This window comes from Clostridiales bacterium FE2011, assembly GCA_017569305.1.
GTDB lineage: Bacteria > Bacillota > Clostridia > Christensenellales > Aristaeellaceae > Aristaeella.
The window spans coordinates 61,160-82,075 of the sequence record CP069418.1; the positions used below are offsets into that span (position 1 = coordinate 61,160).

General features: G+C 48.2%; 22 protein-coding genes. 5 read left to right on the forward strand and 17 right to left on the reverse strand.

The window, feature by feature from the left end; translation table 11 throughout:
* Positions 1-14 precede the first annotated feature (14 nt).
* Both JRC49_00295 and JRC49_00300 read right to left on the reverse strand, forming a co-directional pair.
* Complete coding sequence (locus JRC49_00295; GenBank protein QTE71306.1) at positions 15-470, reverse strand: arginine repressor; 456 nt, start codon at positions 468-470, stop codon at positions 15-17.
* A 26-nt stretch (positions 471-496) separates the two neighbouring features.
* Positions 497-1,309 (reverse strand): NAD(+)/NADH kinase, encoded by an 813-nt coding sequence (locus JRC49_00300; GenBank protein ID QTE71307.1) that lies wholly within the window; start codon positions 1,307-1,309, stop codon positions 497-499.
* Positions 1,310-1,384: 75 nt separating this feature from the next.
* Here JRC49_00300 and JRC49_00305 point away from each other — a divergent pair, with 75 nt between their 5' ends.
* Entirely contained in the window at positions 1,385-2,083 is a 699-nt protein-coding gene (locus tag JRC49_00305; protein ID QTE71308.1) for an RluA family pseudouridine synthase, read from the forward strand.
* Here JRC49_00305 and JRC49_00310 read toward each other — a convergent pair.
* The 7 genes from JRC49_00310 to JRC49_00340 all read right to left on the reverse strand — a co-directional run bounded on the left by JRC49_00310 (position 2,078) and on the right by JRC49_00340 (position 9,803).
* Positions 2,078-2,947: a TlyA family RNA methyltransferase gene (locus tag JRC49_00310; protein ID QTE71309.1), complete on the reverse strand. Its 870-nt coding sequence runs from the start codon at positions 2,945-2,947 to the stop codon at positions 2,078-2,080. The genes JRC49_00305 and JRC49_00310 overlap by 6 nt on opposite strands.
* Positions 2,883-4,772, reverse strand: a complete 1,890-nt coding sequence (locus JRC49_00315) for a 1-deoxy-D-xylulose-5-phosphate synthase (GenBank protein QTE71310.1) — start codon at positions 4,770-4,772, stop codon at positions 2,883-2,885. Before JRC49_00315 ends, JRC49_00310 begins: the two co-directional genes overlap by 65 nt.
* Before the next feature lie 12 nt (positions 4,773-4,784).
* Positions 4,785-5,996, reverse strand: a complete 1,212-nt coding sequence (locus JRC49_00320; protein QTE71311.1) for a D-alanine--D-alanine ligase — start codon at positions 5,994-5,996, stop codon at positions 4,785-4,787.
* Positions 5,997-6,015: 19 nt separating this feature from the next.
* Positions 6,016-7,464 carry a UDP-N-acetylmuramoyl-tripeptide--D-alanyl-D-alanine ligase gene (locus tag JRC49_00325; GenBank protein ID QTE71312.1) on the reverse strand — a complete coding sequence of 483 codons (1,449 nt, stop codon included), beginning with the start codon at positions 7,462-7,464 and terminating at the stop codon, positions 6,016-6,018.
* 163 nt (positions 7,465-7,627) lie between these two features.
* Positions 7,628-8,407 carry an alpha/beta hydrolase gene (locus JRC49_00330; GenBank protein QTE71313.1) on the reverse strand — a complete coding sequence of 260 codons (780 nt, stop codon included), beginning with the start codon at positions 8,405-8,407 and terminating at the stop codon, positions 7,628-7,630.
* On the reverse strand, positions 8,404-8,871 hold the full coding sequence (locus JRC49_00335) for a GNAT family N-acetyltransferase (GenBank protein ID QTE71314.1): 468 nt from the start codon (positions 8,869-8,871) through the stop codon (positions 8,404-8,406). The genes JRC49_00330 and JRC49_00335 overlap by 4 nt, the downstream gene beginning before the upstream one ends.
* A gap of 5 nt (positions 8,872-8,876) precedes the next feature.
* Positions 8,877-9,803: a 1-phosphofructokinase family hexose kinase gene (locus tag JRC49_00340; protein QTE71315.1), complete on the reverse strand. Its 927-nt coding sequence runs from the start codon at positions 9,801-9,803 to the stop codon at positions 8,877-8,879.
* Between the two features lie 161 nt (positions 9,804-9,964).
* On the opposite strand from JRC49_00340, the gene JRC49_00345 reads away from it, so the two are divergent.
* From JRC49_00345 to yajC, 4 genes are all read left to right on the forward strand, one after another.
* Positions 9,965-11,446: an NAD(P)/FAD-dependent oxidoreductase gene (locus JRC49_00345; GenBank protein ID QTE71316.1), complete on the forward strand. Its 1,482-nt coding sequence runs from the start codon at positions 9,965-9,967 to the stop codon at positions 11,444-11,446.
* Entirely contained in the window at positions 11,427-12,686 is a 1,260-nt protein-coding gene (locus tag JRC49_00350; GenBank protein ID QTE71317.1) for an FAD-dependent oxidoreductase, read from the forward strand. The genes JRC49_00345 and JRC49_00350 overlap by 20 nt, the downstream gene beginning before the upstream one ends.
* Positions 12,687-12,691: 5 nt before the next feature.
* On the forward strand, positions 12,692-13,048 hold the full coding sequence (locus tag JRC49_00355; GenBank protein ID QTE71318.1) for a DUF1667 domain-containing protein: 357 nt from the start codon (positions 12,692-12,694) through the stop codon (positions 13,046-13,048).
* 109 nt (positions 13,049-13,157) lie between these two features.
* Positions 13,158-13,547 carry a preprotein translocase subunit YajC gene (gene yajC, locus JRC49_00360; GenBank protein QTE71319.1) on the forward strand — a complete coding sequence of 130 codons (390 nt, stop codon included), beginning with the start codon at positions 13,158-13,160 and terminating at the stop codon, positions 13,545-13,547.
* Positions 13,548-13,597: 50 nt separating this feature from the next.
* Here yajC and dnaX read toward each other — a convergent pair whose 3' ends face one another.
* The 8 genes from dnaX to JRC49_00400 all read right to left on the reverse strand — a co-directional run bounded on the left by dnaX (position 13,598) and on the right by JRC49_00400 (position 20,898).
* The gene (dnaX, locus tag JRC49_00365) at positions 13,598-15,223 is read right to left on the reverse strand and encodes a DNA polymerase III subunit gamma/tau (GenBank protein QTE71320.1); all 1,626 of its coding nucleotides are present in this window, start codon (positions 15,221-15,223) and stop codon (positions 13,598-13,600) included.
* Positions 15,224-15,235: 12 nt separating this feature from the next.
* Positions 15,236-15,673, reverse strand: coding sequence for a helix-hairpin-helix domain-containing protein (locus JRC49_00370; GenBank protein ID QTE71321.1), 438 nt, complete (start codon positions 15,671-15,673; stop codon positions 15,236-15,238).
* Positions 15,591-16,997: a cysteine--tRNA ligase gene (locus tag JRC49_00375; GenBank protein QTE71322.1), complete on the reverse strand. Its 1,407-nt coding sequence runs from the start codon at positions 16,995-16,997 to the stop codon at positions 15,591-15,593. The genes JRC49_00370 and JRC49_00375 overlap by 83 nt, the downstream gene beginning before the upstream one ends.
* Before the next feature lie 5 nt (positions 16,998-17,002).
* A complete protein-coding gene (locus JRC49_00380) occupies positions 17,003-17,632 on the reverse strand; it encodes a hypothetical protein (GenBank protein QTE71323.1) in 630 nt (209 codons plus the stop codon).
* Positions 17,613-18,155, reverse strand: coding sequence for a hypothetical protein (locus JRC49_00385; protein QTE71324.1), 543 nt, complete (start codon positions 18,153-18,155; stop codon positions 17,613-17,615). The genes JRC49_00380 and JRC49_00385 overlap by 20 nt, the downstream gene beginning before the upstream one ends.
* A 53-nt stretch (positions 18,156-18,208) precedes the next feature.
* Positions 18,209-19,078, reverse strand: a complete 870-nt coding sequence (locus JRC49_00390) for a diacylglycerol kinase family lipid kinase (GenBank protein ID QTE71325.1) — start codon at positions 19,076-19,078, stop codon at positions 18,209-18,211.
* 85 nt (positions 19,079-19,163) lie between these two features.
* Entirely contained in the window at positions 19,164-20,081 is a 918-nt protein-coding gene (locus tag JRC49_00395; protein ID QTE71326.1) for a transketolase family protein, read from the reverse strand.
* Between the two features lie 4 nt (positions 20,082-20,085).
* Complete coding sequence (locus tag JRC49_00400) at positions 20,086-20,898, reverse strand: transketolase (GenBank protein ID QTE71327.1); 813 nt, start codon at positions 20,896-20,898, stop codon at positions 20,086-20,088.
* Positions 20,899-20,916 lie beyond the last annotated feature (18 nt).

Genomic DNA, 20,916 nt, shown 5'->3' on the forward strand with positions numbered 1-20,916 from the left:
ATACAGCTCCCGTTTTATCTGTGATCAGTCAGTTTACGGATTCTGTTCGTGATTTCAGCCGTATCCGTTTCATCTCTGGCAACAATGAAAATGGTATTGTCTCCGGCAATTGTGCCGAGTATTTCTTCCCAACCAAGATTATCCAGCGCTTCAGCTGCCACATTGGCTGAGCCGCTGAGCGTCTTGACCACAATCATATTTCCAGCATAATCAACATTCACAAGAGAATCATTCAGTATTCTTGTCAGTCTGTCACTGACAGCAGTTTCATGTCTTTCTGGTTTTGCATATTTGAAGCCGCCGCCATTCGCAGCCACTTTGATCAGTTTCAGTTCCCTGATATCCCTGGATACTGTGGCCTGTGTGACTTTATATCCTGTTTTCCGCAGTTCTGTCGCAAGCTCTTCCTGTGTTTCCACATCTCTTTCCCTGATAATCCGTAAAATTTCATCCTGTCGGCTGGATTTCATATCGGTTCCTCTCTCCAATCTGTTTTTTATGAGCCCCATTCACTGAGTTTTCTGCGTGTCAGTCCGAAAAAATCATATGGATGCAGTCGAATCAGGCTGATTTTCCGGTCTGTACCGGTGACATGTATTTCATCTCCGGCGCTGAGACTTCCCATATTCTGTCCGTCGATCTGTAGTTCTGCTGTTTGTTCCCTTTCCGGTTTCAGTAAAAGGCGTATGTCTGCTTTCTCTGAAACAATACACGGGCAATGCTGCATACTGTGTGGACATACAGGCGTAATAATCATACAGTTCATTCCCGGTTCAACAATCGGTCCACCCGCCGATAGTGAATATCCGGTTGATCCTGTCGGTGTTGCCACAATGAGTCCGTCCGCTGTAAAGGTACAGTATTCCTTTCTGTCCACTGTAACGTCAACGCGGATCAGTCTTGCATAACCGCCGCGTGTAATCACCGCGTCATTCAAGGCGTAATATTCGTCGCCTGTTCGTTTATTGACAACATGCAGAAGGCTTCTGTATTCCACATGGTACTGGCCGTTGATAATGGCGGTAAGCGCTTCCTCCAGGTGTTTCGGATCTTCTTCGGTAAGAAAGCCGACTGTCCCGAGATTAATGCCAAGTAAAGGAATATCATATTCCATGGCATACCTTGCTCCGATCAGCAGCGTGCCGTCTCCGCCAAAGGTAACGATCAGATCCGGCTTAAGATGATTATCGTCCGTCTGAGGATTAAACGTCAGAATATGATGGCGTTGAAAAAAGGCAGAAGCTTTTTCAGCATATCTCACCGCATCCTGGTTTTCCACATTCAGAATCAGCCCGGCCGCTTTCAGCATTTGCATCTTTCCTCCCGCAGGATTTGACAAAATAGTATCACAACCTGTATATATACTCAAGAGATATGCATTTTTTTGTATATTGATGAATATATGCAAAAAAGCAGAAAGGCATGTGCAAAAATGATTCCGGTTCTGTATACTGACAAGGATTTTTTAGTCTGCAGCAAACCTGTCGGCGTGCTTTCGGAGTCGCCAGGGCTGCCGGATATGGTTCAGGAGCAGCTGGGCGGCAGGTTTTATCCTGTCCACCGCCTGGACCAGGGTACCGGAGGAGTATGTGTGCTTGCTGCTACAGCCCATGCCTGCACGGGACTTCAGAAACTTTTCCTGGAAGGAAGAGTCATGAAAGAATACCTGGCTGTCATCTCAGGAAAACCGGAAGAAAAAAACGGATCTTTCCGTGATTATCTTTATCATGATAAAAGATCCAATAAAACCTATGTTGTCAGACAAAAAAGAAAAGGCGTCAAGGAAGCTCTCTGTGACTGGAAGGTAATCGGAACAGCCTTCTGCAATGATCAGCCTCTTTCTCTTATGCGTATATCGCTGCACACAGGCCGCACGCATCAGATCCGTGTACAGTTTTCCTCCCGGGGCTTTCCATTGGTCGGCGACCGGAAATACGGCAGCCGTATCAAGGCATCCTCTCCTGCTTTATGGGCATACAGCCTTTCTTTTCCCCATCCATGGAATGAAGATGCGCAGGTGTCTGTTTCGTCTCCGCCGAACGAAGTTTTTCCTTGGACGCTTTTTGATTTATCTTGTTTATGAATGTATCATGCTTTCGTGAGCTTCGTTTACTACAGTATGAATTCTGTCAGCAGTAACTCCTGTTCTGCTTCCGTCCTGTTTCCTGATTTCAGCCAGAAATTCTATGTTTCCCTTCGGCCCGGTGATAGGTGAATAATCCAGTTTGACTGTGCACCACCCCATCTTTTCGGTAAAAGTTGTTATATTTGTAATAACACTCCTGTGAATCTCCGGATCCCGTACCACCCCGTTTTTGCCCACATTTTCCCTTCCGGCTTCAAACTGGGGTTTGATCAGTGTATAGAACACTCCCTGATCTCCCATGATTCCTGCGGCAGCCGGCAGAATCAGACGTATTGAAATAAAGCTTACATCCATCACCGTTATCTCAGGTTTTTCGGAAAACATGCTGCTTTCCAGAAATCTTGCGTTGGTTCTTTCCATAACAGTGACACGCGGGTCATTGCGCAGTTTCCAGTCCAGCTGTCCGTATCCCACATCGATTGAATATACTTTCCTTGCGCCATTGCGCAGACATACATCGGTAAAGCCTCCTGTGCTCGATCCGATATCCATGATCACGCGGTCCCTCAGGTCAGCGTCAAATACACGCACAGCCTTTTCCAGTTTCAGCGCTCCTCTGCTGACATACTCGTTTTCAGGAGATTTCAAAGTAAGAACATCCAGGCTTCCGATGCTTTCGGAAGCTTTATTGATCCTTCTTTCCCCGACAAAAACACGGCCCTCCATGATTGCGGCCTGTGCGCGTTCCCTGCTTTCACACAGATGCTGCTGTACCAGCGCAAGATCTGCCCTGATTTTATCGGCCACAGGTGTTTTCTCCTTTCGTCTTTTGACATATATCTTCCGCAAGTGATTCTGCATCCAGCTTTGCATCCCTGATCAGTCTCTCATGATCACCGTGCTGAATATAACAGTCCCTGACTGCATAACAGAAGGCAGGAACATTGTAGCCCTTGTCCAGGCAGTATCGGCTGACATATTCTCCGAATCCTCCTGCCAGCATATGTTCTTCCATTGTGTACACCCGCGCACCCTGAGGAATGGAAGCAAGATATTCTTCATCCAGCGGCTTCACGGTCGAACAGTTCACAACGCAGGTACTGATTCCATGCTGTTCCAGGATATGGGCAGTATCCATCGCCTTTGGAACCATTGATCCTGTGGCAAGCAGAATTACATCGCAGCCTGCCTTCAGCTCCTCCCATTTTCCTGCTGTAAAGGAGCGATCCTGCTTCTGCTGCTGAACCGGTTTGATCGATTTGGGATAACGGATCACACATGGGCCATCCTGTTCCAGACTCCATCTCAGCATGCTGATCAGTTCCTGAGAGGAGGAAGGAGCCAGCACAGTCATGCCCGGAACCGGTATTGTCATGGAAAAATCGAAAAGACCGTGATGGGTCTGACCGTCTTCACCTCCGATACCGCTTCTGTCCAGAAGAAATACCACAGGAAGATGCTGCATACATACATCATGGATCATCTGGTCATAACACCGCTGGAAAAAGCTGGCGTAAACCGCGACATACGGTCTCATACCGCCTGATGCCAGTCCGGCGGCCATTGTCGCCGCATGTTCCTCTGCAATCCCTACGTCAATCAGTCGCTCAGGAAAACGTTCAGCAAAATGATCCAGACCTGTCCCTAGTTTCATCGCCGCTGTTATTGCAACAATCCTGTTGTCTTTTTCAGACATATCCGCCAGTGTATCTGCCATAATATGACCCCAGGATGGAGACTGCGGCTTATCAATCCTGTATCCTGTTTCAACATAGAAAGGCGGAGTTCCGTGAAAGGCTTCAGGGCGTTCTTCCGCTTTATCGTATCCATACCCTTTTTTTGTCAGAACCTGTATAACACAGGGACCTTTTCTGTTCCTGGCCTGCCGGAAAGCCTTTTCCATTTCTTCTATATCGTGTCCGTTTATCGGACCGTAATATTCAAATCCAAGCGCTTCAAAAAAACCGGTTTCATTGTCTCTGACGACCAGTGAACGGAGCACTTTCTTGATGCCGTGAATAACCCTGTACAGCGGTTTGCCGATAACAGGGATCTGATTCAGATGCCGTACATGCTGTTTGGCACTCTGCCATCCGGCACTGATGCGCAGCCGCGTAAGGTACTGTGAAAGTGCGCCCACATTGGGAGCGATGCTCATCTCATTATCATTCAGTACAACGATCATATTTGTTTTGCTGTTTCCGGCATCATTCAGCGCCTCATAGCACATACCTCCTGTAAGCGCTCCGTCACCCACAACAGCTATCACATCATAATGTCCGTTCTGATAATCCCTCGCTCTTGCCATGCCCAGAGCAGCAGATATTGCGGTGCTGGCATGGCCGGTTTCAAAGCAATCATATGCACTTTCACATCTTTTCGGAAATCCGGACAAGCCGCCGTAGGATCTGAGCGTTGAAAACCGGTCATACCGGCCTGTGATCATTTTATGAATGTAGCTCTGGTGCCCCACGTCAAAAACAATTTTATCTTCAGGCATATGAAACACACGGTGCAGTGCCAGCGTAAGCTCGACAACACCAAGATTGGATGCCAGATGACCGCCGTTGGAGGAAACTGTGGAAATCAGTGATTTCCGTATCTCCCCCGCAAGCTGTTCCAGCTGTTCATAGCTCATTCCGTCCAGATCGCGCGGAGATTGTATTTTTTCCAGCATCTTTGACATGACATCCCTTCGTCATTTAGAGTATTTCATTCCTTTGCACCCTTTAGCACCCTTGGCTCCGAAGGAAACATTTTTCAGAATGTCACTCGAATAGGCATAATTGGCCTGATTTTTATCAGCATGTGCTTTTTCAGCAAAATCAATCATTCTGTCAATCAGTGTACTGTACGGTATTCCTGCATTTTCCCACAGATAGAACGCCAGGCTGCCCGGAATGGTGTTTATTTCCGTTATATACAGTTTCTCGCTGTGTTTATCAAACATATAATCAATCCGTACAACACCTTTACAATCCAGCATGCGGAATATGGTCCGGCTCATCTCCTGGATTTCATTCTTCAGCTCCTCCTCTATCGGTGCGGGAAGCACTCTGTGCAGGCTTGCCATTCCTTTGCTTCCGCCGGATGCAAGATATTTATCCTTGAAATCAAGAAATTCATCATTGTTCAGGGGCATTTCAATCGGTGAAGCCTCAACAACATCGTCATATCCCATAACACTGCAGTTGAGCTCGATAGGCCTGTCGAGCCCTTTTTCCACAAGCACCCGTCTGTCATACTCGAACGCAAGTTCAAGACTGTCAGCCAGCGATTCTGTATCGTCCGCCCTGCTTACTCCGATACTGGATCCCAGATTCGCAGGTTTTACAAAAACCGGGAAGCCAAGTTCCTTTTCAACTTTGTTCAGGACAGTTTCACGCTCCCTGGAAAAGCCGCTGCGTGTAAAACTTAATCCCGGCAGAACAGGCAGCCCGGCGCCCTGAAAGAATTGCTTCATCATGATCTTGTCCATTCCCAGCGCACTTCCCGCAACGCCTGTGGAAGTATAGGGTACGTTGATCAGCTCCATCAGTCCCTGCAGTGTGCCGTCTTCACCGTTCAACCCATGCATGACGATGATATAGGCATCTATACGTGCTGCAATCTCTGTTCTTTCCCGTGCAAACAGTCCGGAATCTTTTCTGACTGTCAGCAGTGCACCTGAACCCGAAGACAGATCCGGAAAAACACGGATGATTCCCTTCTGATCAGGATGGAAAGGCTTATAAGTCTGGATTTCTTTCAGTTTGTCACCTGTATACCAGTTTCCGTCCTCACTGATATATACCGGAATAATGTCATATTTTTCCCTGTCGGCATGCCGCATAAGCTGAACTGCGCTGATAATCGCAACCTCGCGCTCACAGCTTCTGCTTCCGAAAATTACACCGATCTGCTTTTTCATGCTTCTGTCCTCCCAGTTTTCATTCTGTGTAATTATCGGGGAGATCATTCTCAAACAGAACCGTATCCCCGGCTCCGGATATTTCTTTCAGTATTGCAGTTGCTTCCGTCAGGCTGGAAACAATTCTGATATCTTTTTCCGGAAAACCTTTTTCCTGAAGGCCTCTTTTGATAGCTTCACTGCGTTTTTTTCCGACAAGGATTACCATATCACAGCAATCGGCCAAAGCCTGTCCGAATTCCCGGTTCATTTCAGTCTCACGTTCTCCAAGTTCAACCATCCCGGGAGTGACAACAATCCTCTGTTTCGGGAACTGCTTCAGGACATCAAAAGCTTGTCGGGCGCCGCGTATATTGCTGTTGAAAGCATCATCTATGACGTTCAGTCCGCCGGGATGCCTGATCAGCTGAAGCCGGTGTTCAATGGGATTGATTTTCCGAATCCCGCGGGATATCTGTTCCATTGTCAGCCCCAGATTCAATGCGACAGATGCACACAGAAGGATATTCCGGATATTCAGTTCACCCAGCAGCTGTGTACTGCATGGAATGCTTCCGTCCGTTGTACACAAAAGAAAACTGCTGCCTTCAGGTGAATAGGTTATTTCTTCAGCCCAGACATCATCTCTGCTGCTGTCAAAACCGGATATATATTTCTGTTTTTCTGTCTGATCATACAGCTCCCTGCATATTCCGTCGTCATCAGCAAAAAAAGCTTTTCCGTCTGCCGGCAGAGCATCAATCAGCTCGTACTTTGTCTTTTTAATTCTATCCAGCGTCCTGAATGTATCCAGATGCTGCGGACCTACAGAAGTCAGGATACCGATCTGAGGATGTACCAGCCGGCACATTTCCTTAATATCGCCCACATGCCGGGCTCCCATCTCCGCAATAAAAATACGATGTCCCGGCTCCAGTCTTGAACGGATCACTTTTGTCACTCCCATCGGAGTGTTGTAACTGGCAGGTGTCACCAGTGTCTGATACTTTTCACCAAGAATTGTTCCCAGGATGAATTTGACGCTTGTTTTCCCCCAGCTCCCTGTAATTCCGATTCTGAGCAGATCACCGCGTTCTTTCAGGATTCTCTGGGCATCCCTGAAGTAAAGTTCACTGATAATCTTTTCCAGCGGCCATGCAAGCAAACCGCATAATGCGATCAGCCCCGGCAGAAGTGCAGGGAATATAAGAATAAGCGCGCCTGCAACTCTCGCTTCCTTGTTTCTCACCCAAATCATCAGCAGAATCAACAGCAGCGAAAGGACGATGAAAGACGTTGCATAAAGCCGTTTCACACGGGGCGTAATCACAAATGCTTTCTTGGCTTTTCTTTCCGAAAAGGCCTTCCCGATAAAGTAACCTCCTGTTACCAGGATAATAATTTCAGCCAGGTACAGGTACCACTGTCTGCTGACATCCGTCAGCTTCAGCGAAATCAGCTGTGATGAAACAGCCAGGAGTATCATCATGCATATGCCAGGCAGGATCGACTTGAGAAGATTTCGCCTGACGGTGCGGAAATACCCCGGAAACTGATAGCTTTCCAGTTGAAAATAATGCAGAAAAATCCGTCCTGCCAGCAGACATCCGGCAGCAATTCCCATGCACAGAAGGACAGATAAAAGCATTTGATTAAGCTCCCTTCAGGAACTGGCCGACGATTGTATTGAATCGCTGCAGCTGTTCCAGATAAGCAAAATGTGTACCGCCTTCAAAAACAACAAGGCCGGCATCCGGAATGCGTTTTTCCATTTCTTTTCCCATCCAGAGCGGTGTCTCCGTATCGGAATCACCCCAGATCAGGAGTGTGCTTGCACGAAATTTTTCGTAAAGGTCTGTAAGATCAAGGTTAATAACCTTCACGAACGTTTTTTTCATTTCATCATCCAGTGCATTGTAATCACGGCTTCCGTATTTTTCCCTGAGCTTTTTTTCAAATCTGTCAGCAGCCGGCCTGAGGAAAGGGATATGCCTGAGCCTTTCACAATGTCTCTTCAGTTTTTTATATTCCTCGCTGCGTTTCCGGGCGGTTTCTGTCTGTTTAGGCCTTATGCCCGCAGCGCCTGTAAAAACGATTCGATCAAAAAGCTCCGGCTCTTTCGCAGCCAGCCATGCTGTCACACGACATCCAAAGCTGTGAGCGATCACTGAGCAAGGAAAAAATTCAATCTTTTCCAAAAGTTCCTTCAGACATGCCGCATATTCCGGTACGCCCCATGGTTCCGGTGGCCGTCCGCTTTCACCGTGTCCCGGGAAATCCACGAGAAGAACCCGGTGTGTCTGCACAAGCGCGTCCGCCACAGGAGCCATCAATTTCATATCACAGCCCCATCCATGGAGAAGAACGACCCTGCTTTCACCGTTTCCTTCCAGTCTGTAATGGATTTCCGTGTTTTTAATGTTCTCTTTCATCTTTCATCCGTTGATTCAATATGCCAGATATACCGGCATTTAGTATGGCTGATCTCAAATCTGCTGTAAATATCCTCCGGGACATCCGCTATTCTTTCAAAGAAACATCCCAGTCTTATACAGGTTTTCCGGCTCGCCTCATTATCAGGATCACAGGTAATGACAACAGAGCTCTTCCCTGACAGCCTTATTTCCCTTGCAAGAAGACTGCACGCCCTGTAGGCATAGTGTTTTCCGCGGTACGGCGGATCAATGTGATATCCGATATGTCCGAAGTAATAGACATTCCGGCCTTCTCCGTCACGATAACTGATCTGTCCGATTTCCTGTTTCTGATCGTGAATTGTGATCCTCCAGATCTGTTCATGGCCAAGAGCAAGCTCCCGGTTCAGTACGCCGATATGGATTGGAATCAGATCAATCTCTCCGTCTGAATACTCAACCCTGTTTCGCCGAAATAGCATCTTTATTACACTTCCTGTACCTTGACCTGATCAAGCAGCGTTTCAAAATCAGATCTGACAATTAACTGTGTCCCCTCTGTCATGACGCTGGCTGCTCCGGCGGCTATACCGTATCTGAACGCCTTGGCCATATCCTTCTCTATCTCATATCCTAGAAGCATACCGCCGATCATTGCATCCCCGGCACCGACAGTGGATTTTGTTTCAACACGGAGAGCCGGAGCAAAAAGTGTTTTGTCTGCGGAGATGTACATAGCGCCGATAGCACCCATTGATACCACTGAATGCTGTACCCCAAGCTTTATAAACAGAAGTGCCGCGTCACGAATTGCCCTCATGGTTCTCAGTTCAATCCCAAGCGTTGCTTCCATTTCGCGCAGATTAGGCTTGATCAGAAAAGGATGGGCTCCTTTTGCAGCGAGTTCCAGTTCTTTTCCTTCAGTATCAAGAATACATTTTTTACCCTTCAGGGCCGTCATCAGATCCCTGTATGTTCCTTCGGGGCAGCCCGGAGGAAGGCTGCCTGTCAATACGATCATATCGCTTTCAGCGGTAGCCTGTTCCGCCAGTTCCGTAAATTTTCCGATCATTTCAGCTGTCAGAGGGGTGCCGGGTTCATTCAGTTCGGTTACTCCCTGGCCGTCAAGACTGTATACCTTCATGTTGGTCCTGACATGTCCCGGCACAGTCAGAAAATGATGTCTGAGTCCTTCCCTGTCCATCATGGCAGTCAGGTCAGACGCACCGTTTTCCCCCATAATCCCGATACACTGTACATCCAGTCCAAGTCTGCCGGCGACGACGGCAACGTTGATCCCCTTGCCGCCCAGATCAACACGGGCGTCCCGTATTCTGTTCACCTGGCCTGTCTGAAGGCTCTCAACATTGACTGTTTTGTCAAAACAGGGATTCAGACAAATCGATGTTATCATCTCTTCACCCCATTAAGCATGATTCAGATTATTATATCATTCCCATGCCCTATACGCAACCGATCAATCTGTCCGCGGCACAACGCGAGTCCTTCATTTCCATAGTATTCCGGATTGCATGCCTCCGTATCTTCTGATATTATGATGCAGGAGGCGACAACATGAAAACAAAGTCAGATATACTGATTATTGGTGCCGGTATCACAGGATGCTGTGTTGCCAGGGAACTTGCAGCCTATAATGCTTCCGTCATTGTTCTGGAAAAGGAAAGTGACATTGCTGAAGGTGCGACCAAAGCTAACAGCGGTATTGTTCATGCCGGTTATGATGCTGCACCCGGCAGCCTGAAGGCATATTACAACGTCCGCGGCGCGTCCATATATCCCGGTTTATGTTCTTCGCTTGGTCTGCCTTACAAACAGTGTGGTGCCCTGGTTATCGCCCTGAATGAACAGGATCGGGAAACCATCGTGCAGCTCAGGCTTCGCGGGGAAAAAAACGGCGTTCCCGGGCTCAGAATTCTGGAGCACGACGAACTCCTTTCCATGGAGCCGGCGCTCAATCCTCAGGTCAAATGTGCGCTTTATGTTCCGACAAGTGCGATCATCAGCCCTTATGAAACTGCCTTTGCAATTGCAGATCATGCTGCTTTGAACGGTGTTTCCTTTCGCTTCAATGAAAATGTTGTTTCAGTTCATCTTCAGCCTGACGGATTATTCCGTGTCGTTACCTGCTCTGATGAATATTTTTGCCGTGCCCTCGTCAATTGCGCCGGTTCTTACGGGGCATTTCTTCACAATCAGCTCTCAGGCGCAAAGCTGGAAATGATTCACCGCCGCGGACAGTATTATCTTCTGGACCGTACGGACAACCTGCCTTTCAGGCACACAATCTTCCAATGTCCGTCATCCATGGGAAAAGGAGTGCTGGTCAGTCCTACCGTTCATGGCAACACCCTTCTGGGGCCGACAGCTGAAGATATTGAAGATCCGATGGACACAGCCACCACTTCAGAGGGGCTGGCTGAAGTTCTCCGGAAAGCAGCCCTTACCTGGCCGACAATATCTGTACGATCCAATATAACCAATTTCAGCGGTGTGCGTGCCCATCTTGCAACTGATGATTTTATCGTTGGTTCCTGTGACTCCTGTCCCGGATACTATGAAGCCATCGGGATTGAAAGTCCCGGGCTTTCTTCCGCACCCGCCATTGCGCAGGATCTGGCCGGGATGATTGCTGATCAGCTAAAGCTTTCAGCCAAGGCTGAAATGATTCCCTGCTGCATTCTGCCCGTACCCTTCCGTGATATGGATACAGAAGAAAGAGAAAAAGCTGTAGCCGCTGATCCTGCCTGCGGCAATATCATCTGCCGCTGTGAAACTGTCACGGAAGCAGAGATACGTGCTGCCATCCGCCGCCCTGTCGGTGCCCGCACAATAGACGGAGTCAAGCGTCGCACACGCGCAGGCATGGGAAGATGCCAGGGCGGTTTCTGTATGCCGCGCGTCGCTGATATCATCGCTGAAGAAACGGGAATACCTTTACAGGACGTAAAAAAAGGAAACGGAGACAGTTTCATTCTGGCAGGTTCTGTTGAATCCTTCCTGAAAGGAGATACAACACATGACAGATCGGAATATTGATATACTGGTAATCGGTGCAGGTCCTGCCGGACTGGCTGCTGCCATAGCAGCCAGAGAAGCCGGTATCAGCTCCCTTCTTGTCATTGATCGTGAAAAGGAGCCGGGCGGCATACTCCGCCAGTGTATCCACAACGGTTTCGGACTTCATCGTTTTAAAGAAGAACTGACCGGGCCGGAATATGCACAAAAAGATATTGACAGAGCTGCCGAACTGGGGATTCCGATCGAATGTTCCACAATGGTATTGTCTGTCTCACGAGACCGTCTTGTCACATGCGTATCTCCTGTTTACGGGATGCAGCGCATTCTTGCAAAAGCTGTGGTTCTCGCCATGGGCTGCCGTGAACGTCCGCGCGGCGCTCTCTGCACCCCTGGAACACGCTGTGCCGGTATTTATTCTGCCGGTACAGCACAGCGTTTTGTGAATCTTGAAGGCTTTATGCCCGGAAAAAGAGTCGTTATCCTCGGCTCCGGCGATATCGGGCTGATCATGGCCAGACGCATGACGCTGCAGGGAGCAAAAGTACTTGCCTGTGTAGAGATTATGCCTTACTCCTCCGGATTAAACCGGAATATTGTGCAATGCCTTCAGGATTACAATATCCCGCTGTTTCTCAGTCATACGGTAACAGATATACAGGGGCTTCACCGTCTTGAGGGAGTCACAGTCTCTGAAGTGGATCAGAACAGAAAACCTGTCCCAGGAACGGAAAAACACTTCAGCTGCGATACGCTCCTGCTTTCCTGCGGTCTCATTCCTGAAAACGAGCTGAGTCTCGGCGCTGGTGTAACGCTTTCAGCCGCCACATCCGGAGCAGTCGTGGATGAAACATTTGAAACAAATGTACCGGGAATTTTTGCATGCGGAAATGTACTGCACGTCCATGATCTTGTGGATCATGTTTCAGCTGAAAGCTATAAAGCCGGATTATCTGCAGCATCATTTGTAATGAACAGGCATTCCGGAGACTCATATTTTACCGTCGTGGACGGTGACGGTGTCCGCGGAACCGTTCCGCAGAAAATACACCGGAACGTGGATTCTCCCGTTGATCTTATGTTCCGCCCTGCAGGCGTATACCGAAACTGCTCTGCTGTAGTGGAATGCGGAAATGTTGAAATCTGCAGGAAGAAGGCTCTGATTTATACCCCCGGGGAAATGGCACTTATCACACTGAAGCCTGAAAGTCTTCGCGGCCTGGGAGAAGATGTTCTCACCGTGCGTATGGAAAGGAGCTGAATTCCATGGAACAGATCATTACATGCATAAATTGTCCCGTTGGATGCCGTATGACAGTTTCGCTTTCAGATACAGGCGAATTCCTTTCTGTTACGGGCAATACCTGCCCCCGCGGTGCTGTATACGCCCGGCAGGAGTGCACACTTCCCAAGCGTATCATCACAGCTGTTGTACCGGTTAAAGGAAGCCGGATGCCCCTTTCCGTCAAAACATCGGTTCCGGTTCCAAAGGAATTGATTCAGGATGTGATGCGGGAACTTGGCCGCATTCAGATCCACACCCCGATTCAGGCAGGCCAGGTCATCATTCCTCATATACTGAAAACTGATGCCGATATCGTGGCAACCCGTACCCTGCCATAAAACCTGAATATTGTTTTTTGTTGTTATTCTCCCTTTCCGATGTCTTGTAACCGTTATGTTTGTCTGTTATAATATGTGCTACATGAGCTTGAAAGGAGTTTATTCTGTCATGATTGAAAACATTTTCGGCATCGCTTCAGCCATTGCTGAAGAAACCGCCGCTGTTGCCGGCGCTGAAGGAGAAGTCCAGCAGGTCAGTTCCATTGCTGCTCTGGCAACCACGTTCCTCCCCCTTATTCTTATTTTTGTTGTCTTCTGGTTCATGCTGATTCGTCCGCAGCGCAAAAAAGACAAACAGGTCAAGGAAATGCTGAACAACCTGAAAGCCGGTGACCGCATCTGTACAATCGGCGGTATTTATGGCACCATTACCGGCCTGAAAGACGATACCATTACCCTTTCTGTCGGAAAGGACAATCTTTCCATGGTTGTTGCACGCTGGGCAATCCGCAGTGTTGAGGAAGTCACTATTGAGAATGATGCTCAGGAACTGAACTGATCCGCCTTGCATATACCAGAGATCCCGGCTGAAAATTCAGCCGGGATCTTTTAGATTTCATCCACAATATTTACAGGTTCTTTTCCGAAGGTTTCATAAATGGATTCAAGATATTCATCATCACCGTTGTTTTCAGCTGCTTCAGCTGATTTACCCTGAGGCACGGCAGCAAATGCGCACGACTGGCCGGTTATCTCCTGAAGGCATTCGCAGATGGTTTTATTCCTCTCCGGCATGTTGAGAACAGTTATAAACTGCGCTTCAGCTTCTTTCCTGTCCGCCTGCCAGAGATACCGTCCGTTTTTGCATCCGATCATGCGTCCCTGGGAAAGGAAGCTCCAGGCAGTCATATCTTTTCCGCGGATTGTACTCATCAGTTCTTTCCATACTGAAGCCTGATTTCCACCGTTTTCTTTTCCGGCAGTGTGAGGAATCTTTTTCTCTTCTTTGGGCTGCTGCCGGTCGGGCTTTGCTTCCTGAACAGGCATCTGTACAGCAGCTGCTCTTCCCGCAGGATTCTTCAGCATATCGTCTATCCGTTTTTCCAGTTCAGCAATCCTGTCATTCAGCGCCTGAGTGTCTGTCCCGTCGATTCTCAGGCAGCTCTTGATACTGGCGTTTTCCAGAGCCATACGGGGTGTGGAAGCATATCTCATTTCCGTTTCGAGCGCCATAAACAGATCCAGTATTTTCATAAGCCTGGATACTGTCATTGACTTGCTTTGACGAACGTATTCAGCAGCTTCGTCTTTGGATATGTCCATAATCATGGATACATCCTCCGGGCTGGTTTTTGCAATCAACAGGGCCCTGATATGTCTGCAGACATCTTTTGCAAAAACAGCCGGGTCTTTGCCGTCACGCATGAGCCTGTCTATCATGAGATAAACTTTCGATGCATCCTGTTCCGCCAGTGCTTTACTGAACTCAAATAAAAAGGATGTATCGCTTGTTCCGAGAATGCTCCGGACGAGATCTTCATCTACCTGATCACTGTATCCAAGGCACATGTCCAGAATGCTGAGTGCATCACGCATACCGCCGTCGGCGGCCCTTGCAATCATCATAAGAGCGCCGTCAGACACTTGCGCTCCGCTGCCTTCAGCTGCTTCCTTCAGTCTCCCGGCTATTTCCGTGCTCGGAATCCGGCCGAAATCAAACCGCTGGCATCTGCTCAGGATTGTTTCAGGCAGTTTCTGCGGTTCGGTTGTTGCCAGGATGAAAACAATATGGGCAGGGGGTTCCTCCAGTGTCTTCAGCAGTGCATTGAATGCTGATGTGGACAGCATATGTACTTCATCAATAATATAAACTTTATATTTCCCGTACTGGGGCGGATATTTGACTGTATCCCTCAGTTCCCGCATCTCATCCACGCCGTTATTGCTGGCAGCGTCGATTTCAATAACGTCAAGGGTTTCTTCATTGTCAGCACGCAGACAATTCTCACATTTTCCGCATGGATCACCGTTTTCAGGATGCAGACAGTTAATCGCTTTAGCCAGAATTTTGGCTGTGGAGGTCTTTCCGGTTCCACGGGATCCGCAGAACAGGTATGCATGTGCAATCCTGTTGGTGACAACCTGATTTCTCAGCGTTCCGATAATCGGAGCCTGTCCGACGACATGGGAGAAATCCTTGGGTCTCCACTCACGGTACAGTGCACGATATGCCATCTTTGCCTCCCTTTATTCAATCTTCAGATCAATATATTGATACAGTTTCTTCAATGTTCCGGGTCCGATTCCGTGAACCGCTGTCAGATCCTCAGGATAAAAAAACGGACCGTTCCTGTCTCGTTCATCAATCATCTGTATTGCATAAACCTTCCCGATGCCGGGGAGTGTTTCCAACTCTTCCTCCCCGGCGTCGTTGATTCTGACGATTCCGTCCTGTTTGGCAGGAATACTGCCTAGCTGCCAGTATATACGGCTGCCTGTTCTGTAAACCATCCCGTTACTGTATACAGGTGTAAGAACATGGATCAGGCTCAGCACGATCCCCGTCAGAACAAGGAAAAGCCCCGTCAGTTGTTTTGCTTTATCAGACATCTTTTCTGACTTTCTGTCCCTGTTTCGTATCCTCAAGAATATATCCGGCCTGTATAATCCTGCTGCGGAGTTCATCACTCCTGGCCCAGTCTTTGTTTTTTCTGGCCTCAGCCCTTTCATTTACAAGTGCTGCAATTTCAGGAGGCAGTTCTTCTTCTTTTTTACTGAGAATACCCAGCACGTCGCAGATTGACTCCAGGCTTTTCAGTGCAGCCTGAGCAGCTTCCCTGGATGCGCCCTGAACCACAGTAACATTTGCGTCCTTAACCAGTTCAAATACAGCGCCCAGCGCGTCCGCCGTATTCATATCATCATCCATTGCGTCATCAAAGCGTTTTTCGTATCCTTTCAGACGCTCAATGAATTCTTTTTCCTTATCGTTCAGCGGTCTGTCTTCCCCGTTTTCAAGCTGGAACCTGAGAGAATTCCGTGCAGTATACAAACGATTCAGGCTGGCATTTGCAGAATCAATCTGATCCCGGCTGAAATTGATCGGGCTACGGTAATGCGCACTGAGCATAAAAAGACGAACAGCTTCCAGATCATATTCCTTCGCGATATCTCTGACCGTAAAGAAATTGTTCAGGCTTTTACTCATCTTCTGATTGTCCACATTGATGAAGCCGTTATGCATCCAGTAATTGACATACTTCTTCCCTGTGGCGCCTTCGCTCTGGGCAATTTCGTTTTCATGGTGAGGAAACAGAAGGTCTTTGCCGCCGCAGTGTATATCGAAAGTCTCTCCAAGATACTTCATACTCATGGCCGAGCACTCAACATGCCATCCGGGTCTGCCTTTTCCCCAGGGGCTGTCCCATGCGGGCTCTCCGGGTTTCTGCGCCTTCCACAAAGCGAAGTCTTCAGGAGCTTCCTTGTCGGTATCAACATTCAGTCTTTCACTGGCTCCGGTTTCCCTGTCGTCTGCATTCTGGCCCGACAGTTTCCCATAGCCGGGGAAAGCGGATACGCGATAATAAACATCACCTGAAGGCGATGCGTAAGCATGACCGTTTTCAATCAGTTTTGAAATCAGCGCGATGATTTCCGGAATATGTTCTGTCGCTTTGGGGTGAACCGTAGCCGGACGGATTCCCAGCGCTTTGGCATCCTTGTAATACTCATTAATAAATCTGTCGGCAAGTTCCTTTACAGTAATGCCTTCTTCATTGGCTCTTCTGATCATTTTGTCATCGATATCTGTGAAATTCTGGACAAAAGTAACCTCATAGCCTTCCCGCTCCAGCTGCCTTCTCAACACGTCAAACGTGATGAAAGGCCGGGCATTGCCGATATGGAAATAATTATACACAGTAGGGCCGCACGCATAGATACCCACTTTTCCATCATGGATCGGCTTAAAAGTTTCTTTTTTACGGGTCATGCTGTTATAGATCTGCATAATGATTATCTCCTATACTTTTTCTTAATAAAGTCTCTGAGCAGTACAACCGCCCAGACTAAAGCAGCGGCTGCGGTAATAATCCAAATGATCGTTCTGATATCGTATGGAATGTAAAAGGTTCCGTTCTCCCTGCCTGCGGCATTGTCTCCGGCACTGATGGTATCCTGAAGATTCATCAGTTCCGTACCGTTTTCGTCAACAATTCTGAAATCCAGCCTTATACTGCGCACATGACCTTTCTCAGGGAGCTTGATACTGGCTGAAAAATCAAATGCAGGGTTTTCCGTATCAGGTGTGAAGACAGCCGAGCTTTTTTGTTTCAGCATCGTAATACGATGCCCGTTAACAACTGTAAACAACGGATTGTGATCCTCTTCCGGGGCTCCGCCGTATGAAAGATCAGTGGATATTCTGATCGTTAATTCTTTTCCGCAAAACTCCGCTAGGTCGATCCGGCCTGAAAACTGATTGTACGCACCGGGATCCCATGACCATTCTTCGTTGTCGGCAGTGATCTGTATCTGCGCTGTATGCTCACATACAGCGTTTGTACAGCAGATCAGGAGTATAGCAAAAAGGATAAGGTTCAATACGCGTAGTTTCATTCCCGCTTCATTCCTGCCTTTGATCATCGTCTTTGCTGTCCTGGGGAAAACTGTGTATTCTTTCACTCATCTGATTAAGTGTGGAATTTACTTTCTCTGCCATTTTCCCCACTGAAACCGTATTATCAAACAAGCCGTTTATTTCAGCGCTTACAGATGAATTATCTTCTGATACAGGTAATTCGTCATCCTCTTCTTCCTCTGTGCCGTCATCGCTGCCTTCATTGTCCTGTTCAGCCGGAGCTGCAGCTGTTCCGGTAAGGGAAGCTGCATATTTTTCAGCTCTGATATCATTGAGCTGTTCATCAAGCTGTTTCAGTTCCTGAAGCATCCTGGTCATTGGTTCAGGAAATGTTTCTCCCTTCAGCCATAAAGCATAGGCTTTATTGGCCAGGTCACCAAGCACTTCCCTCCTGCGGTTCTGGATAGTAACTTCGTCCACTTTGTACCGTGTATTATTTGCGATACTGGCAGCAGTATTGCCGATCGCTTTCATCCCTTTGATCCACAGGTTTTTCGCCTTGTCCCGAATATCTTTTCTGACTGCCAACGCATTGTCCTCCTTTAGCCTGCAAAATGGCGTCTGAGCCTGAGAGCAGGCTTTTACCGAATAAGCATCAATGAACCTGGATTGATTCTGAATTCGACGCTGTTCATCGGACTGATATCTCCGTCCACATTGATTCGCAGACTGTTTCCCTCTATCAGGATATCGGAAGCTCTGAAATGCTTCGTTATTCTGAATTTCAGATCTTTGGAAAGCATCAGGCCCGGCAGGTAAAACGGAATCTGCCACCTGTGAACACTGCGGATCATAACAAGATCAAGCTTTCCGTCTTCAATATCAGCTTTCGGACATATGGGGATGCCACCGCCGATGAAACGGCCGTTCGCCACAGAACAGATAAGATACTCTCCTTCCTGTTCTTTTCCGTCAGCGGTTATCTTCAGATGAATGCTTTGATAATGAAAGATTGCTTTGATCAGTCCAAGGAAATAAGGTGTGAGCCCCCTGTGCTTTTTCTTTTCATTCTCCGCATAATCCAGGACTGTAACATCAAATCCCGTACCGCAGACATTCAGGAAAAAGCGGTCGTTTACTGTGCCTGTATCAGTGGGCTTTGCAATTCCTGTCAGCAGCAATTCCAGCGCCTTGTCAGGCTCATTGGGAATACCCGCGGATTTGATAAAATCATTTCCGGTACCAGCTGGAATAATGCCCATGGGTTTCCCTGTTCCTGTAAGACCTGCAGCAACCTCCCCCGCAGTTCCGTCTCCTCCGACAGATACAACGGCTGTAACATCTTCATCAGCCGCAAGTTTAACAGCGAGCTCTGTACCATGGCCGGGCCGTTCAGTTCTGTGTATGCGGTATTCCGTACCTTTGGCTTTAAGGGTTTCCTCAAGCTTCTGCATGATTTCAAGAGAATATCCGTTTCCTGCCGCAGGGTTTACGATAAAAGCAAATAACATGACTCATCACCCAATAAAAAATCATATCTTTGCAGAACCCCCCTTTCCGCATGTCATTCAGGCCGCAGGAAAGGGGGGAATTGCATTACAGATTCTTCAGGATTTTTTCTGCAATCTGGGGACCGGTCAGCTCATATTCTTTCAGGAGGTCGGCCGGTTTTCCGCTTTGGCCGAACACATCGTTGATACCAATCTTCATGAACTTCTCAACACCGTTTCCGATAATAGCGGAAGCTACTGTGTCTCCAAGTCCGCCGATGATGGAATGCTCTTCGACAGTAAACACTTTTCTGCATTTCGCTGTATAGCGAAGAGCAAGTTCCTCATCAAAAGGCTTGATCGTATGGAAAGATACGAGCGCCGCATTCACACCCTGGCCCGCAAGGATATCAGCAGCTTCTATAGCGTGCTCCAGCATAATACCGCATGTGAATATCGCACAGTCGCTTCCGTCACGAATGACATTTCCCTTTCCTACGGTAAACGGTCTGGGATCATAAACAGGAGTAGCGAGTCTGGCTGTACGGATGTATACAGGGCCTTCAATTTTCGCTGCCGCTTCAACACACTGGTAACACTCGTTGGCATCGGAAGGAACAAACACAGTCATACCAGGCAGGACTCTCATAAGCGCAATGTCCTCGATAGCCTGATGGCTGCCGCCGTCTTCACCCAGCGTAATGCCTGCATGGCTGAAACCAAACTTGACATTGAATTTGGGGTAACAGACGCCATTCCGGATCTGGTCATAATTGCGGCCTGCAAAAACCGCGAATGTGGAGCAGAAAGGGATAAGTCCCATTGTACTCATACCGGCAGCAACGTCAACCATGTTTGCTTCTGCAATACCACAGTCATAAAACCGGTTGGGATACGCTTTCTTGAATCCGTTTGTCATTGTTGCGCCGGCCAGGTCAGCATCAAGCACAACGACTTTCTCATTTTCTTCGCCCAGTTTGACAAGGGCCTCACCATATGCAACACGAACTGCTTTCTTTTCCATTTCTTCAGCCCTCCAATTCCTTCAGTGCCTGGGCAGCCTGTTCAGCATTCGGAGCTTTTCCATGCCAGCCGACCTGGCCTTCCATAAAGCTGACGCCCTTACCCTTCAGCGTATTCAGAATAATATATCTCGGTTTGCCGGGACAGGCAGGCACATGCAGAGCCTCTACAACCTGTTTCATATCGTTGCCGTCCGCAACCTCAATCACGTCATATCCGAAAGCGAGAGCCTTTGCTTTGATATCTCCGAGACTCATAACTTCATCATTTGTTCCGTCAATCTGAAGTCCGTTATGATCCAGAATAACGGTCAGGTTGTCAAGCTTATAGTGCGCGGCAGCCATGCTGGCTTCCCATACAAGGCCTTCCTGGCTTTCACCGTCTCCTATGATTGTGTAAACATGGCATTTTTTCCCTGTATGCTTTGCTCCGAGAGCCATACCGACCGCAATGGAAATTCCCTGTCCGAGAGAGCCGGTGGAGGCATCAACGCCGGGACATTTTTTTGTGTCGGGATGTCCCTGCAGAATACCGTGGAGCTGACGGAAATGATCAAATTCCTCGCGACCGAAAAAGCCGCGTTCACAAAGTGTTCCGTAAAGAGCGGGAGCGGAATGGCCCTTGGAAAGAACAAACCTGTCACGGTCAGGGTTCTTGTCATCCTTGGGATCCACATTCATTACATCAAAATACAGCGCAACCATAGCCTCCGTGCTGGAAAGAGATCCGCCGGGATGTCCTGAGCCTGCAGCAGCAGTCATGATAATGATGTCTCTTCTCACCTGCCGCGCATATTTTTCAAGTGTCTGGATATCCATTTCCGTCCCTCCGATCAT

Bases quoted from the DNA above. Each gene is read 5' to 3' on its own strand.
- JRC49_00295 (QTE71306.1), bottom strand. From the start codon at position 470: ATGAAATCCAGCCGACAGGATGAAATTTTACGGATTATCAGGGAAAGA.
- JRC49_00300 (QTE71307.1), bottom strand. From the start codon at position 1,309: ATGCTGAAAGCGGCCGGGCTGATTCTGAATGTGGAAAACCAGGATGCG.
- JRC49_00310 (QTE71309.1), bottom strand. From the start codon at position 2,947: ATGCAGAATCACTTGCGGAAGATATATGTCAAAAGACGAAAGGAGAAA.
- JRC49_00315 (QTE71310.1), bottom strand. From the start codon at position 4,772: ATGTCAAAGATGCTGGAAAAAATACAATCTCCGCGCGATCTGGACGGA.
- JRC49_00320 (QTE71311.1), bottom strand. From the start codon at position 5,996: ATGAAAAAGCAGATCGGTGTAATTTTCGGAAGCAGAAGCTGTGAGCGC.
- JRC49_00325 (QTE71312.1), bottom strand. From the start codon at position 7,464: ATGATGATACTCCTGGCTGTTTCATCACAGCTGATTTCGCTGAAGCTG.
- JRC49_00330 (QTE71313.1), bottom strand. From the start codon at position 8,407: ATGAAAGAGAACATTAAAAACACGGAAATCCATTACAGACTGGAAGGA.
- JRC49_00335 (QTE71314.1), bottom strand. From the start codon at position 8,871: ATGCTATTTCGGCGAAACAGGGTTGAGTATTCAGACGGAGAGATTGAT.
- JRC49_00340 (QTE71315.1), bottom strand. From the start codon at position 9,803: ATGATAACATCGATTTGTCTGAATCCCTGTTTTGACAAAACAGTCAAT.
- JRC49_00345 (QTE71316.1), top strand. From the start codon at position 9,965: ATGAAAACAAAGTCAGATATACTGATTATTGGTGCCGGTATCACAGGA.
- JRC49_00350 (QTE71317.1), top strand. From the start codon at position 11,427: ATGACAGATCGGAATATTGATATACTGGTAATCGGTGCAGGTCCTGCC.
- JRC49_00355 (QTE71318.1), top strand. From the start codon at position 12,692: ATGGAACAGATCATTACATGCATAAATTGTCCCGTTGGATGCCGTATG.
- yajC (QTE71319.1), top strand. From the start codon at position 13,158: ATGATTGAAAACATTTTCGGCATCGCTTCAGCCATTGCTGAAGAAACC.
- dnaX (QTE71320.1), bottom strand. From the start codon at position 15,223: ATGGCATATCGTGCACTGTACCGTGAGTGGAGACCCAAGGATTTCTCC.
- JRC49_00370 (QTE71321.1), bottom strand. From the start codon at position 15,673: ATGAACTCCGCAGCAGGATTATACAGGCCGGATATATTCTTGAGGATA.
- JRC49_00375 (QTE71322.1), bottom strand. From the start codon at position 16,997: ATGCAGATCTATAACAGCATGACCCGTAAAAAAGAAACTTTTAAGCCG.
- JRC49_00380 (QTE71323.1), bottom strand. From the start codon at position 17,632: ATGATCAAAGGCAGGAATGAAGCGGGAATGAAACTACGCGTATTGAAC.
- JRC49_00390 (QTE71325.1), bottom strand. From the start codon at position 19,078: ATGTTATTTGCTTTTATCGTAAACCCTGCGGCAGGAAACGGATATTCT.
- JRC49_00395 (QTE71326.1), bottom strand. From the start codon at position 20,081: ATGGAAAAGAAAGCAGTTCGTGTTGCATATGGTGAGGCCCTTGTCAAA.
- JRC49_00400 (QTE71327.1), bottom strand. From the start codon at position 20,898: ATGGATATCCAGACACTTGAAAAATATGCGCGGCAGGTGAGAAGAGAC.